The sequence below is a fragment of the Rhizobium sp. NPDC092011 genome, assembly GCF_044756305.1.
Taxonomy (GTDB): domain Bacteria; phylum Pseudomonadota; class Alphaproteobacteria; order Rhizobiales; family Rhizobiaceae; genus Rhizobium.
Genome location: NZ_JBIVSO010000002.1, coordinates 349,753 through 364,168, shown reverse-complemented (window position 1 = coordinate 364,168; position 14,416 = coordinate 349,753). Strand labels below are relative to the sequence as shown.

Sequence of the window (14,416 nt, the reverse complement as noted above, 5' to 3'; positions counted from 1 at the left end):
CGATCTCATGCGAGGCGAAAAGTTCCGCTCTGTACGGCCCTTATCACCTGGGAAAGTGTTTCTGCACGATCGTAACCCTCGGTTGGCAGGGCATGCCTCTCAAGTGGCCCGAGGGAAGAGAACTGCTGATGCAGGGCGGTAATGGGCTCCGGATCGGTTAGAGTACCCCCACCCCGCTCTCTGCAACGCTGGATGGCCGCTTCGAGCGGCGGTCGCAGGACGACGTAGTGAAGCGGCACGGGAATAGATCTGAATGGCTCCAGGAACCAGGGACCAACGATCCCATCCAGGATCACGAAATAGCCGCCCTGAGCATAACGCGCAGCAACCTCTTTCAAAACGTCGACGACCACCGCATTCTGCTCATGAGCCTCAGGCAAATAGGGTGGGATCACCCCGTTCTTGATAAAGTGCCAGAAGTCGTCGGAATGAAGATGCACCTTTGGCGATCCGGGCTGGCGCGCGAGAGCCTGCGCCGTCGTCGTCTTCCCTGATCCTGGCGGACCAGTCAGAATGAGAACTTCTTTTGAATGGTTTATCATGGCGTCGACCTGTCCAGTCCATGCTCAAGCAAATCCCTGATCGAACCAACAATTTGCAACCGTGTTCCATCATCACAAAAGCCGGCACCTTCGGCAATCTTGCTCGACGACTTATCAGGGAAAATGCTTTCGGCGAAGAAGTGCCGACGATGTCGCATTGCCGACAGCACCAATCCTTGCATCTCGATCGATTTTCACAGTTTGATGAGATGCTGGGACCTCACATAGCAGAGGCCAATATCGTATTGTCATTTTCGCAATTGTGAAGAACGGGTGGCTTGACGCCGCCTCCGGAAGATGGAATGAAAATTCCATCTAGATCATTATTCGGTTCATTTGTTCCGAATCCAGGGAGGTAAGAATGACTGTAAGATTTGGCCTGCTCGGTGCTGGTCGTATCGGTAAGGTGCATGCGAAGGCCGTCAGCGGCGATGCCAACGCCAAGCTTGTTGCTGTCGCGGACGCCTTCCCTGCCGCTGCCGAAGCTATTTCCGCCGCATATGGCTGCGAGGTACGCACTATCGAAGCGATCGAAGCCGCAAAGGATATCGACGCCGTCGTGATCTGCACGCCGACCGATACCCATGCCGATCTCATCGAGCGCTTCTCCCGCGCCGGCAAGGCCGTCTTCTGCGAGAAGCCCGTCGATCTCGATCTCGCCCGCGTCAAGGCCTGCATCAAGGTCGTCGACGAAACCAAGGGCAAGCTTATGGTTGGCTTCAACCGCCGCTTCGACCCGCATTTCATGGCCGTGAAAAAGGCCATCGACGAAGGCCGCATCGGCGCCGTCGAGATGGTGACGATTACCTCGCGCGATCCGGGCGCCCCGCCTGTCGATTATATCAAGCGCTCCGGCGGTATCTTCCGCGATATGACCATCCATGACTTCGACATGGCGCGCTTCTTGCTCGGCGAAGAGCCGGTGGCCGTGACCGCGACCGCCGCAGTTCTCGTCGACAAGGCGATTGGCGAAGCCGGCGATTATGACAGCGTTTCCGTCATCCTCCAGACGGCATCGGGCAAGCAGGCTGTTATCTCCAATTCGCGCCGCGCCACCTACGGCTACGATCAGCGCATCGAAATCCACGGCTCGAAGGGCATGGTCGCTGCCGAAAACCAGCGCCCCTTCTCCATCGAAGTTGCCAATGGCGATGGCTATACCCGCCCGCCGCTGCATGATTTCTTCATGACGCGCTATACCGAAGCCTACGCCAACGAAATCGCAAGCTTCATCGCCGCGATCGAAAAGGGCGCGACCATCACACCGTCGGGCGCCGACGGCCTCGCCGCCCTGAAGCTGGCGGACGCCGCCTTGCAGTCGGTCAAGGAAGGCCGTCTGGTAAAGGTCGACTAATCCGCTCGGCTTCCCGCGGAAAACATGATCCTCCCGATAAGTCCGTCGCGAATCGCTTCGCGGCGGACTTTTGTTTTCGCGCTTCACCGCGTCCGAGACTCGCATACGTGACGAGCCCTGCGACGCTCGCCATTGATAATCAGGGTCGGCCAGCCATTGAGTGCAATAGAATTCCCTTGCGAATCACATAAGTCCATGCTTATCTGTTGTGATGATAGAGAACGAAATATTCCGTGCCTTGGCCGACCCGACCCGGCGCGCCATCTTTGAAAAGCTGGCCCTGGGCCAAATGAATGCCAGCGCACTGCGCGAAGGCATTGAGATCAGTCAGCCGGCAATGTCCCAGCACCTTGCGGTGCTTCGAAGCGCCGGACTGGTCCGGGAGCACCGCGAGGGGCGTTTCGTGAACTATGAAGTTGATCCGGAAGGTCTCGCACTCATTGCGCAGTGGCTGGCGAAATACCGCGCCTACTGGCCTGCTCGCATGGAAGCTCTCGAGGGCTTGTTGAAGGATATGGACCAATGAACGATCTCAAGAACCCCGTGCGGCACAACAGCATCGAACTGGAATACCACTTCAACCAGCCGCCGCACAAAGTCTGGCGCGCGGTCAGCACTCCCGAACTGCGCGAGAACTGGCTGCCGAAAGAAGCCCTGGCCAGTCCTGAGGCAATTTCCGTCGTCCACGGCGAGGAAGTTCGCTACAGGCTGCGCGATGATACGCCACCATTCCTTGAAAGCACCGTGACCTTCAGGGTCTTGCCGAACGCAACCGGCGGCACGAGCCTGCGCATCATCCATGAGCTCGATGATGCGCGGCTTCGCGAAACGAACAAGGCCGTTGCGAACAATAACGGCTTGCCCGTCATGCGCGCCGCCTGACGCATAAGACATACCAAAAATTGCAAAACTATTGGAGTTCGCCGATGCGCGAAGCGATGCAGCTCGTCCCTATGGTCGTAGAACAATCCAGCAAGGGAGAAAGGTCTTTCGACATTTATTCCCGCCTGCTGCGGGAGAGAATCATCTTCCTGAACGGTGAGATCAATGACGCCGTCTCGGCGCTGGTCTGTGCACAGCTGCTGTTTCTCGAAGCGGAAAGCCCGAAGAAACCGATCAGCCTCTATGTCAATTCACCCGGTGGCGTCGTGACCAGCGGCTTGGCCATGTACGATACCATGCGCTACATCCGCGCGCCGGTGCATACGCTTTGCATGGGAACTGCCCGTTCAATGGGGTCGTTCCTGCTCATGGCAGGCGAACCGGGGCACCGCACCGCGCTGCCCAATGCCAGCATCGTGATTCATCAGCCTTTGGGCGGCTTTCAGGGCCAGGCCTCCGACATGCTCATCCATGCCGAGGAAATGAGGCGCACCAAGCACCGCATGACGCGGCTCTATGCGGAGCATTGCGGCCGCTCCTATGAGGAATTCGAACACGCAATGGATCGTGATAACTTCATGACCGCGGAAGAAGCCCTCGAATGGGGCTTGATCGATCGCATTCTGCAGGTCCGCGACGTAGATCAGTATCCAGGCCTGACGGAATGATCTCAATGGAAGAGGCCAAGACCGGCATCGCGCCTCGTTCGGCAGCATTCGATTGCCGACGCGAATGCCACCTGTGTCGGTCCCGGTCACCGCAGCGCCGGCTCTCAGCCAGCCTCAGCACGCAATTCGATGCCCGAGCTGACCTTTTTCACGATATCATTGTCGATGATTGAAAATGCGCGGTTGATATGTCCTTCGAAAACGAGCGTCGGTTCGTCGGCGGCGACACGCAACTCCGGCATGCCTTCCATGCGCACGACGTGCGATTCCGCCAGCCCTTCCGTTATGCCCTCGATCAGCAGATCGTAGTAGCGCACGCCCGGGCCTGTGATGACGATCGGCATTCGTTCATGCAGGCTGAGCACGCGAGAGAGACCATTGCCGAGCGCCAGACCAGCCTGACGGAAGGCAAGCACATTGCGGCGGCCGCCATGCCGCGCGCTCACCGCAATCTTGTCCAGCTCGGCAATGGGAACGAACTTCGCCGGGATGGTATCGAGCGGCACGTCGAAGGCAATGCGCAGCATGGCGTAGAAGCCGGCATAGGCTTCGATACAGCCCCTTGCACCACAGCGACACAGGCCCCCGCCGGGCACATGCATCATATGCCCGAAATTGGGTGCCGAGACCTGATGCCCACCCTCATCTTCCCTGCGCACGATGCCGAGACCGATACTGTGCCCCAGCGATAACGCCGCCATGGCCCGAAAATCGGGACCCTTGCTGTTCTCCTCTTGCCGGCCGAGGGCAGCGGCCACAAGGAGGGTCTCGTTGCCGAGAATGACTTTTGCCGACCATTCGTCGGCAAGCACGGCAGCAAAGTCGATTTCATCACGCCCGAAAATCGGCGACCAGCGCAGCACCGGCTCGGAGTTGTCAACCAGCCCTTTACTGCTGATCGAGATCATCAGCACCTTGTCGTGAGCAAGTTGCGAACGGGCGGCGATACGCCGCAACGCATCGCGCAGGCCCGCGACGAACGGGCCGACACCGGATACCTCCTGCGGCCGCTCCTCGCTGAAACGGTCGATCAGCCGCCCGGCATAATCCACCAGCGAATATTGCACGGCATCGGAAGAGATTACGACGACGATGAGGTAGCCGCAATCGCGCCGCTGCGAGAACAGGACACGCGGCCGGCCGCGGCCGCTGGCCGCCTGCTGCTCCGCCTTCTCGATGATCTGGGCACGCTCCAGATCGGCCGTGATGACCGAAACGGTTGCCGAGGAAAGCTTGGTGAAATCAGAAAGTTCGGTATGCGCAAGCGGGCCGTGCCGGCGCAAAGCCGACAGAACCAAGGTACTGTTCTTCTGACGGACCAATTCGGTGCTCGATTTGGCCAGCATCGGTAACTCTCCCGCTCATTCCGCCCTCCCCTCCGCATCGACGGACGACTCTTATCGGGCAGCCGATTTAGCCTGACAATGCGGGTGTTGACAGTTGAAAAAATCTCTGACAGTAAATTTCTCGACTGTCGAGAAAAAAATCAGAACCTTTTCTCGTCAGCGTTATCGCGGCGGCCGGCGGGAGTTCAGGATACGCCCGGCCGCGTTCAATCGGGAGGATAATATGAAAGCTTTTGTTAAGCTGGCTGCGGGCGCGGCCATCGTTTTGACCATGCAGACGGCCGCCTTCGCAAAGGATCTCGTCGTTGGCGTTTCCTGGTCCAACTTCCAGGAAGAGCGTTGGAAGACCGACGAAGCCGCCATCAAGAAGGCGCTCGCCGCCGTCGGCGCCAAGTATATTTCCGCCGACGCTCAGTCTTCCGCGTCCAAGCAGCTGACCGACGTTGAATCCCTGATTTCCCAGGGTGCCAACGCCCTCATCATTCTCGCTCAAGACTCCGACGCCATCGGCCCCGCCGTCGAAAAGGCTGCCGACGAAGGCATTCCGGTTGTCGGCTATGACCGCCTGATCGAAAATCCGGCCGCCTTCTACATCACCTTCGACAACAAGGAAGTGGGCCGCATGCAGGCTCGCGAAGTGCTGAAGGCAAAGCCGGCAGGCAACTACGTCTTCATCAAGGGCTCGTCTTCCGACCCGAACGCCGACTTCCTGTTCTCAGGCCAGATCGAAGTGCTGAAGTCTGCGATCGACGCCGGCAAGATCAAGAACGTCGGCGAAGCCTACACGGACGGCTGGCTGCCGCAGAACGCGCAGCGCAACATGGAGCAGTTCCTGACCGCTAACAACAACAAGGTTGACGCGGTCGTCGCCTCCAACGACGGCACCGCTGGCGGCGCTGTTGCAGCCCTCGACGCCCAGGGCCTCGCCGGTTCCGTACCGGTTTCCGGTCAGGACGCCGACAAGGCCGCTCTGAACCGCATCGCGCTCGGCACGCAGACCGTCTCTGTCTGGAAAGACTCGCGCGAACTCGGCAAGCGCGCCGCCGAAATCGCCATCGACCTCGCCAAGGGCAAGAAGCTCGACGAGATTACCGGCGTACAGACCTTCAACGGCGGTCCGAAGCATGTTGCCATGAAGTCGGTCTTCCTGACCCCGATCCCGATCACCAAGGACAATCTGAACGTCGTCATCGACGCCGGCTGGATCTCCAAGGCTGAAGCCTGCCAGGGCGTCAAGGCCGGCACCGTCGCTGCTTGCAAGTAAGCAGAGACGTTGACGGGTTGACCCGAATATAATGCCGACGCCGCAAGGGATTTTCCATTGCGGCGTCGAATGCGGATAAGAGGCCGGCAACTCCACCCAGAATGGAGAAAAAGGTTTCCCGCATGTGTTGCGTCGTCGCATATCCGATCGGCTTGCCGGATGGCGGTCGTGGAACCGGGAGAGACCGGGTGGGCGAGCGATGACGTCTATTATGACCAGCGCGGATACTGCCCAGCGATAAACAGAGAGCATTCGCTGGCCTGCGCCCAACAAGTGGGAGAACGGCAAAGCGATGGCCGACATGACACATTCCACAGCATCGAGCGGTCCGCGCAATGCAGAGGAAGGCGCATTTACGCGCTTCCTGCGCGCCACCGAAATCGATACCCGCCTGCTCGGCATGATCGGCGCCTTGCTGATCATCTGGATCGGCTTTGACGTCTATACCGGCGGCCTGTTCCTGACACCCAGAAACCTCTGGAACCTTTCCGTTCAGACCTGCGAAATCGCCGTTCTGGCGACCGGCATGGTGCTTGTCATTGTCACCCGCAACATCGACCTGTCGGTCGGTTCGCTGCTGGGCTTCGTCGCCATGATCATGGGCGTCATCCAGGCTAAATGGCTGCCGCAATATCTTGGCTTCGACAGTTCATGGACCTGGGTTATCACGCTGATCTGCGGCCTTGCCATCGGCACGCTGCTCGGCATGTTCCAGGGCGTCATCATCGCTTTCCTGAATGTCCCCTCCTTCATCGTCACCCTCGGCGGGCTTCTCGCCTGGCGCGGCCTTGCCTGGTATGTCACGAGCGGCCAGACAGTCGCACCGCTTGATGCCACCTTCCGCATCATGGGCGGCGGCGCCGAAGGCTCTATCGGCGCGACCTGGAGCTGGATCCTCGGCGTGCTCGCCTGTGTGATGATCGTGCTCGGCATCGTCGGCGAGCGCCACCAGCGCAAGCGCTTCAACTTCCCGCGCCGGCCGCTCTGGGCCGAATACTTCCTCGCCATCCTCGGCTCGGCTTTGGTGCTCGGCACAATCTACGTCTTCAGCATCTATTACTGGCCCGTCGGCATCGCCAAGAAATACGCGACGGAACACAACATTCCCTGGCCGGAAAACGGTCTCGACATCCCCTATGGCATCGCCGTGCCCGTGCTGATCGCGGTCGGCATCGGTATTGTCATGACCTTCATCGCCACGCGCCTGCGCTTCGGCCGCTATGTCTTCGCCATCGGCGGCAATCCGGAAGCGGCTGAACTGGCCGGCATCAAGACACGCTGGGTAACGGTGCGCATCTTCGCGCTGATGGGCTTGCTGGCAGCCGTCGCCGCGGCGATTTCCACCGCCCGCTTGAATGCCGCCGCCAATTCGCAGGGCACCACCTACGAACTCTTCACCATCGCCGCGGCCGTCATCGGCGGCACGTCGCTTGCCGGCGGTAGCGGCACCATCGCCGGCGCCATGCTCGGCGCCCTGGTCATGCAGTCGCTGCAGTCGGGCATGGGCCTCGCCAATGTCGACACGCCGATCCAGAACGTCGTCGTCGGCGTCGTGCTGGTCATCGCCGTCTGGCTCGACATCGTCTACCGCTCGCGCGCCAAGTAAAAGGAATTCTGAACCATGACGGATCAAACCACGCCGCTTGTGGAAATGAAGAACATTTCCATCTCCTTCGGCGGCATCCACGCGGTCGACAACGCCTCCGTGCACCTTTACCCCGGCGAAGTCGTCGCCCTTCTCGGCCATAACGGCGCAGGCAAGTCGACCCTGATCAAGATCCTCTCCGGCGCCTACAAGCGCGACAGCGGCGATATCCTGATCAATGGCGAGCCCGCCGATATCCGCAGCCCGCGCGATGCTAAGAAATACGGTATCGAGACGATCTACCAGACGCTCGCCGTTGCCGATAATGTCGACGCCGCCGCCAACCTCTATCTCGGCCGCGAGCTGCAGACCCGCTGGGGCACGCTCGACGACGTCGCCATGGAGGCCAAGGCGCGCGAAGTGATGGGGCGCCTCAACCCCAACTTCAAGCGCTTCAAGGAGCCGGTAAAGGCGCTCTCGGGCGGCCAGCGCCAGTCCGTTGCGATCGCCCGCGCCATCCTGTTCGACGCCCGCATCCTGATCATGGACGAGCCGACGGCAGCGCTCGGCCCGCAGGAGACGGCGCAGGTCGGCGAGCTGATCAAGCAGTTGAAGAAGGAAGGCATCGGCATCTTCCTCATCAGCCACGACATCCACGATGTCTTCGACCTCGCCGACCGTGTCTCGGTCATGAAGAACGGCCAGGTCGTCGGCCACGCCCGCACCGAAGACGTCACCAAGGACGAAGTCCTCGGCATGATCATCCTCGGCAAGGTCCCGCCCAAAGCCATCCCCGGCCCCGGCGCGATGAAGGAATAGGCGCAAACGCCGCTCAACAACCAAGGCCGCGGCCCAAAAGGCCGCGACCTCCATCTAACAAAATGACCGATCTGCGTTTTCCTGAATTTTCCGCATTGAAGCCAAGCGCTTCCTAGGCTAAGAACCAGCCATCGGACAGGCGATTCAACCCGCCTAAGGCATGCACCCGTAGCTCAGCTGGATAGAGTGTTGGATTCCGATTCCAAAGGTCACAGGTTCGAATCCTGTCGGGTGCGCCATATTTTACAGGGACTTTAGCAACCCTCACCCTCACTTAAAATTCTCGCAGGAAGCACATAGGAAGCATTGTTGCGTCCTCTTGCTAGCGCACCTTGTTTGCTTCACGACTTGAAATTCACGCAAAAATATACCAGGAGCACGTTGACACAACCTCGATCGCGAGGAATATCTGCCTTGGCATTTAATAAAAAATCAGGGGCGGAAGGCATTGGACAAAAACACATACATCGTCACCTACGACTTAGTAAATAAACGTGACTATGAACCACTGTACGAGGCAATAAAATCATCCCCTCACTGGTCGAGGGTGACCGAGTCGACTTGGGCGGTCGTCACGGAAGAAAGTGCTAAACAACTTCGTGATAGATTAGGCTCGGTATTGGACGAGGACGACAGACTTTTTATTGTGAAGTCTGGAACCGAAGCAGCTTGGCGGAATGTTCGTGGTCGAAACGAGTGGCTAAAGAAATGGCTTTAAGCGGAGATGACGCCCCAATAGGTGATACAGGGTCAAATGAACCTAAAATTCGGCGTGCACGAGTAGGCTCGGTATCTCTGTACGAAATCACGGACTATGAGTTAGGCATTCTCGAAAAAGGGTCGCCTAGTTCGACTATGTTTAATCTCGGTACGCTTTTTTTCTCCATTGGCATCTCTTTTCTGATCACGATACTATCGACCGAAATCAAAGAGCCAAAACTCGATACGCTGTTCACTCTTGTTGCCATTGTAGGGATAGCGCTGGGGGTTATCCTATTCATTTTGTGGTATCGCACCGGGAGTGAGGTCCATCGCGTCTGCAAGAAAATTCGTAGTCGCATGGTTGATTAGGTTTCGCTTATCCAAAACAGCTTGGGAAGCTCGATCTATCCTAGAGATATCAATGGGTTGCGGGTAAAACTCCGCTCAAGGCGTTCGATTTTCTTCAATGTTTTCAATAGCGCCGTAAAACTTTTGATCCCCCAAATTCAGCGGAACGCATGCGGATCACCAACCATCTTGACTCAAATGCCGACAAGAACATAATAGGAACGATCAGGCGGCAGTTATGGAAAAAGAGGAACATTTATGCCGCGCGATATCCGCACCATTACGCCCGCTTATGAAACCCTAAGCTTTGTCGTCAGCGCTTGCATGAGCAGAACAAGCAGACAGACACGACGCGACTTTGCAGGCTATGCCGTGGGGAAGCGCCGCAAGTTATCGATAGTGCCCTATATCGCGAGGGACATGGCGAAAGAACTTGTACGATCGGTGCAGGTTGCCAGCGAAGGACAGGCCGTCACGCCGGAAGAGATCGCCGGAAAGATTGAGACGATCTTGCTTGGCATTGACGAGACAACGGCCTTCAATTTGGCCAGCCATTCGACGGAAGAAAAGGAAGCGGTCGTTGATCTGATCATAGATCAGGTCCGCGCAATGATGCTTTCTGACTACACCGTGACGGAAATTGAGAAAGTGCCGGAGCCGCCGAAAGAGGTTGAAGGCAACGGGTGGCAGAGTTTTGAATCGATAAAGTCCCACGAAAAGCCTCAGTACAAATGGCGGCACACATGGGCAGACCGAAGCGGCAATGACTTTGTCGGCTACAAAGACGGCGCGTGTATCGGGCGCGTGTTCAAGCTGGACTATACCACTCAATCCAAGAAATGGTTTTGGCTGGTCGAACACATGCCCCTTGAACGCCCGGAGCGCGAAAGCCGTTCGGCAGGATGGGAATGGTCAGCCCGCGAAGCATCGTGCCGGGCTGAAAAGTGTTTTGATGCCATCATGAGACTAAACGGAAAGCAGGCTTAGGGAGAGAGCAAGCATGTGCGGTCGCATCTACATCAAAGCATCATTGCGCGAACTATTGACAAACTTTTCGTTTGCCCGGCCCGGCGATGTCGAGCCGCTTTCGAACAGCTTTCCGAATTACAACGGAGCGCCGACGCAATCCTATCCCGTCATCGTCAGGGATATTGTCCAAGAGCCTGATATCACCGGCCCAATCTTCGTTTCGGGCCGATGGGGCTTCGTCCCCGAATGGGCCAAGGATGACGGCATAGCGAGACTCGCGCCGATCAATGCCAGGGCGGAAGGCATCCAGACGCATCGCATGTTCCGGCAGGCTTACAAGTCAAAGCGTTGCCTTGTACCGATCAATGGTTTCTTCGAGTGGAAGGACATTCACGGGACCGGCAAAAACAAGCAGCCCTATGCCATCGCCATGAAAGACGGCAGCCCCTATGTGCTTGCCGGCATCTGGTCGCGCCGCCGCGACCCAGAGACCGGCCTAGACAAGCAGACGTTTGCAATCGTGACCTGCGCACCAAACGAGATGATGAGCGAAATTCACGACCGAATGCCGGTCATCCTGCACCCGGAAGACTATGATCGCTGGCTATCGCCAGAGCCGGACCCCGCTGACCTTATGAAGCCCTTCCCATCCGAGCTAATGACCATGTGGAAAATCGGCAGGGACGTAGGCAACGTGAGGAACAACCGGCCCGATATCATCGACCCCATGCCCGAAGACCCGGAGCCGCCATTGCTATGAGCGACGAAACACGCACGCCCACCCATCCATTCCCGCCGACATACCTCGAGCATTTTTGCGAGCATCCCGGCTGCAACCAATGGGGCTTGCTCGGGTACGAACCGGCTAAAGGGAAAAACAGCTTTTGGTGCTGGCCTCATTTTCCAGACGAGGAATGGAAAGCAGACAGGCGTAAAGAGAGGGAGGCGCGGGATGGACGCCAAGCAGTCTAGCGAAACCTATCTCTGGACGCTTTTTAGTTGCCGAATTTAATGCCATCCTCGCGAACTTGAAGGGACGATAAACTCTCCCGATGGGTCGAGCAATGCCCAGAGGTCCCCTACGGCCTGACGCGCGAGAGATATCCCTATATGCAGGGCTATCACATGGTCTTCATCGTCGAGCGATACTGACGCTGCCTCAACCAAGCGCAGTCTGTCTTGCAGCACGCATAGCTGATCAATCACCTTGCTACTGACTTCCATCGTTGTTCTCCGCGTTCGATGGCTCATCAGGCCGGAGATGCCTCCGAGTGTCCACTCGCAAAAGTGTTAGTTGCTTGCGCCTTCAAACGGCCAGGTGCGAATGCGCACGGCGGCAGTCTGGAACCATTGGTCCCGTTGGGGGTTATGTCTTAGAGGAGTACTCCGATGAGTAACGACATCAATAGACCAAGCCCCGATCTCAAAGCGACAACGACACGCCAGCAGCCCGCGATTCCGTGGACCGCAATACTTGTGGCTGTTCTCGTGGGGGCCTTTACCTGGAATTTCTGGCCGCATGCCAGCACCACGACCCCTATCCAAACCTACACGACCACACAGCAGCCTTCGACTACAACCATGCCTGCGGCTGCCCCCGCGCAGAAATAGGAACGGTCTTCGAGAGGAGGATAAGCCTATGGTTAAACATGACAAACAGCCTACATCGAGCAAATCGAGTGCGAAGGACGCTCGCAAGAGCAATGCCTCCGCGTATGAGCGAGGCGCGGACGCCGGTAAACAAAAATATCCCAAAGAAGGTAACCCCTATCCCGAGGGCAGTGGGGCCGCAAAATCGTTCGAACACGGACAGCTAGACGCCCAAAAGGTCAGATGCAGCGATAAACCGCCGGGACGATAGTTGACGACACCGATAAGCAGCAGCGTAGTGCCACGATTCTAGTAGACTTCTCACCAGCGATATTTTCTGGTGCCATTCGAAATCGTTCAGGATTATGTCAGACACCTCCTGTACGGCGCCCTTGCGAAATTGGCGCCCCCAATCGACGTTTCGCATGAAGTGCCCGAAAGCGCTTCAGCTCTGCCTCCGCAAAGGGGCAGGGCTTTTTTGTCTATTTCCTTCCAACATTGATCTTCGACGCCTTCTTCGAATGGACGCGATGCCTTCAGCCGCCTATGCCAATTCGAGATGAATTATCGCGCGATCTCGTCACGCTCGATAAAGTCCCCCTAAAATTTGAATGCCGCTCACCCCATCTATGTATCTGCGAGGTCGCAACACAGGGGTTTCATCATGCAGACGGTCATCAGTCCCGAGGCGAGAAAGAAACTCAATGAGCTGCATGCGAGCCATTCGAAGGCCAAAGCACGTGCAAACCATGTTCTGGAGAAGTCCGGCGTGGAATCTGAGGCCTTTCGAAAAGCGGACGAAGAGATGAAACGACTTTGGCGCCTCATGCTGGAGATTACGGATTAGCCTGCCAACGCCACAAACCAAAGGCGCTCCGAAAACGCAAAAAGCCGCCCGGCATACGCGAGGCGGCGTTTAGTTTGCGATCTATTGGCCCGTCATGCGCCGGGAAAACCATTTCTGAAATAGCACCTCAGTCCCGCGCGGCCCGAGATAGGCAAGCCCGGCAATAAGGCCCGTCGTTGCCGGCTGCCCTACATTTAAATAGGAGGCTATCCCCTCCCCGATGAACGCCATGCCAAGAGCAACGGGAGCTTCCCAAAGCAATTCGAGGCCGAAGAACTTCCGCCGGCCCTTGCGCGCCTCGTTGGTGTGCCACATGGCCCGGCCCATCATGGCCCCGACGATGGTCGACAGCGCCCCGCCACCCCAGGCATTCAGCAGCTCGTAGAGCGAATTGTATTTGTCAGACATCAGCCGGGCTTTCCGCAGTGGTATTGGGCATAGCGTCCGCGATGCCGAGCGATGTTGACAGCAACCGGCCTGTCATGGCCGACCAGATATGCGTTCGTTTCCGGTAGCGGGTCGATAGGCACCAGAACGTCACACGGCTCAATTCCCTTGGCTGTCGGGCTGCAAGCAGCCGCCGAGCAGCAAGCACAAATCAGCATCGTCAGCTTGAAAAGCGTTCGCATCGATCTTCTGTCCGTCTTTGAGGATGGTAACGCGGCTTGCATGAAGGCTCGCCGCAATCTCGGTTTTGGCCGCGCGCTTGCCGACCAGATAGGCCGGCGTCATCGCCAAGGCGGCACCGATCACGATGCCGCCTCCAATCTTAATAGCGTCGAAGGGCATCATGCGAGCTTCCGCCATGCCACATAGAGCGTGAGACCCACGACGACGACCGCGAGACCCATCCGCAGCCACTCGCCGGAAGAGAGATCGCCCTGTTGCTGCGAGATGACTTCGACAGCCCTCGAAAGCGGCTCTTGCGCGACGGTTGCCGACGCGCCGACGCCGCTCGCAACGATGGCGACGGCCTTGGACTTGGCTTGCGTCTCGGTCTCCGCCGTGTATTTCGCGCCGGCAACCGGACCCTTTGACGGGTATTGCTTCCAAGGCAACTGCCAGTGCGGGCCATCCTTGAAGCCCTTCCAGTCGCCGCCCCACTCGACGGCAATTCCAAGCTCGTTTGCCGCCTGCTTCATGGCCTTGGCGATCTTGTGATAGAGCGGCCAATCCCAAGACACTTCGCCATTGATGACCGGCGCGACATCGACCGCGTGGCCGTAGCCGTTCTCAGCCTTCAGATGGCGCGAATTCATCGTCTTCGACGCGCCCGACGCGACAAGCTGTTTCTGCCGCTCGACGGTGCGCAGTCCCTCAAGCACCGTGAAATCAACTTCGGTGATCTGGATAGCACGCTTCACGATGCGCACGAGATCGGGATGCACTCCATTCAGGCGCGAAACGCTCCGCGCCGATAGCGTGTAGCTCATTATGTAACTCCTATGTTTTGGAAAAACGCCGCTAGGGCGGGTTACAGCATCAAAAACGTATCGTTTA

The 14,416-nt window shown here is 57.9% G+C and carries 16 protein-coding genes and 1 tRNA gene; 12 read left to right on the top strand and 5 right to left on the bottom strand.

Annotated features, from left to right (window positions below; all coding sequences use genetic code 11):
- Positions 1–5 precede the first annotated feature (5 nt).
- On the bottom strand, positions 6–542 hold the full coding sequence (locus ACIQJ2_RS10235; protein ID WP_400670203.1) for an AAA family ATPase: 537 nt from the start codon (positions 540–542) through the stop codon (positions 6–8).
- A gap of 361 nt (positions 543–903) precedes the next feature.
- Between ACIQJ2_RS10235 and iolG the strand changes: the two genes are divergently transcribed.
- From iolG to ACIQJ2_RS10215, 4 genes are all read left to right on the top strand, one after another.
- Positions 904–1,896: an inositol 2-dehydrogenase gene (gene iolG / locus ACIQJ2_RS10230; RefSeq protein ID WP_400670200.1), complete on the top strand. Its 993-nt coding sequence runs from the start codon at positions 904–906 to the stop codon at positions 1,894–1,896.
- A 211-nt stretch (positions 1,897–2,107) separates the two neighbouring features.
- A complete protein-coding gene (locus ACIQJ2_RS10225) occupies positions 2,108–2,422 on the top strand; it encodes an ArsR/SmtB family transcription factor (RefSeq protein ID WP_400670198.1) in 315 nt (104 codons plus the stop codon).
- A complete protein-coding gene (locus ACIQJ2_RS10220; protein WP_400670196.1) occupies positions 2,419–2,778 on the top strand; it encodes an SRPBCC domain-containing protein in 360 nt (119 codons plus the stop codon). Before ACIQJ2_RS10225 ends, ACIQJ2_RS10220 begins: the two co-directional genes overlap by 4 nt.
- 44 nt (positions 2,779–2,822) lie before the next feature.
- Complete coding sequence (locus ACIQJ2_RS10215) at positions 2,823–3,446, top strand: ATP-dependent Clp protease proteolytic subunit (RefSeq protein WP_199142765.1); 624 nt, start codon at positions 2,823–2,825, stop codon at positions 3,444–3,446.
- Between the two features lie 104 nt (positions 3,447–3,550).
- Here ACIQJ2_RS10215 and ACIQJ2_RS10210 read toward each other — a convergent pair whose 3' ends face one another.
- A complete protein-coding gene (locus ACIQJ2_RS10210) occupies positions 3,551–4,792 on the bottom strand; it encodes an ROK family protein (RefSeq protein WP_400670193.1) in 1,242 nt (413 codons plus the stop codon).
- Positions 4,793–5,015: 223 nt separating this feature from the next.
- Here ACIQJ2_RS10210 and xylF point away from each other — a divergent pair, with 223 nt between their 5' ends.
- The 8 genes from xylF to ACIQJ2_RS10170 all read left to right on the top strand — a co-directional run bounded on the left by xylF (position 5,016) and on the right by ACIQJ2_RS10170 (position 12,916).
- Positions 5,016–6,056, top strand: coding sequence for a D-xylose ABC transporter substrate-binding protein (gene xylF / locus ACIQJ2_RS10205; RefSeq protein WP_199142769.1), 1,041 nt, complete (start codon positions 5,016–5,018; stop codon positions 6,054–6,056).
- Positions 6,057–6,348: 292 nt separating this feature from the next.
- Positions 6,349–7,662, top strand: a complete 1,314-nt coding sequence (locus tag ACIQJ2_RS10200) for a sugar ABC transporter permease (protein ID WP_400670190.1) — start codon at positions 6,349–6,351, stop codon at positions 7,660–7,662.
- Between the two features lie 15 nt (positions 7,663–7,677).
- Complete coding sequence (locus ACIQJ2_RS10195) at positions 7,678–8,460, top strand: ATP-binding cassette domain-containing protein (RefSeq protein ID WP_199142773.1); 783 nt, start codon at positions 7,678–7,680, stop codon at positions 8,458–8,460.
- A 162-nt stretch (positions 8,461–8,622) separates the two neighbouring features.
- A tRNA-Arg gene (locus tag ACIQJ2_RS10190) sits at positions 8,623–8,699 on the top strand.
- A gap of 1,069 nt (positions 8,700–9,768) precedes the next feature.
- Positions 9,769–10,497, top strand: coding sequence for a hypothetical protein (locus ACIQJ2_RS10185; RefSeq protein ID WP_400670188.1), 729 nt, complete (start codon positions 9,769–9,771; stop codon positions 10,495–10,497).
- Positions 10,498–10,510: 13 nt separating this feature from the next.
- Entirely contained in the window at positions 10,511–11,239 is a 729-nt protein-coding gene (locus tag ACIQJ2_RS10180) for an SOS response-associated peptidase (protein ID WP_199089242.1), read from the top strand.
- A 629-nt stretch (positions 11,240–11,868) separates the two neighbouring features.
- Positions 11,869–12,090, top strand: coding sequence for a hypothetical protein (locus ACIQJ2_RS10175; protein ID WP_199089243.1), 222 nt, complete (start codon positions 11,869–11,871; stop codon positions 12,088–12,090).
- A 643-nt stretch (positions 12,091–12,733) separates the two neighbouring features.
- Positions 12,734–12,916, top strand: coding sequence for a hypothetical protein (locus tag ACIQJ2_RS10170; protein WP_199089245.1), 183 nt, complete (start codon positions 12,734–12,736; stop codon positions 12,914–12,916).
- 81 nt (positions 12,917–12,997) lie between these two features.
- Here the strand turns inward: ACIQJ2_RS10170 and ACIQJ2_RS10165 are convergent, their stop codons facing one another.
- The 3 genes from ACIQJ2_RS10165 to ACIQJ2_RS10155 form a co-directional block, all read right to left on the bottom strand.
- Positions 12,998–13,324, bottom strand: coding sequence for a phage holin family protein (locus tag ACIQJ2_RS10165; RefSeq protein ID WP_199089247.1), 327 nt, complete (start codon positions 13,322–13,324; stop codon positions 12,998–13,000).
- A 138-nt stretch (positions 13,325–13,462) separates the two neighbouring features.
- Positions 13,463–13,708 (bottom strand): hypothetical protein, encoded by a 246-nt coding sequence (locus ACIQJ2_RS10160; RefSeq protein ID WP_400670184.1) that lies wholly within the window; start codon positions 13,706–13,708, stop codon positions 13,463–13,465.
- Positions 13,705–14,349, bottom strand: coding sequence for a M15 family metallopeptidase (locus ACIQJ2_RS10155; protein WP_400670181.1), 645 nt, complete (start codon positions 14,347–14,349; stop codon positions 13,705–13,707). The genes ACIQJ2_RS10160 and ACIQJ2_RS10155 overlap by 4 nt, the downstream gene beginning before the upstream one ends.
- Positions 14,350–14,416 lie beyond the last annotated feature (67 nt).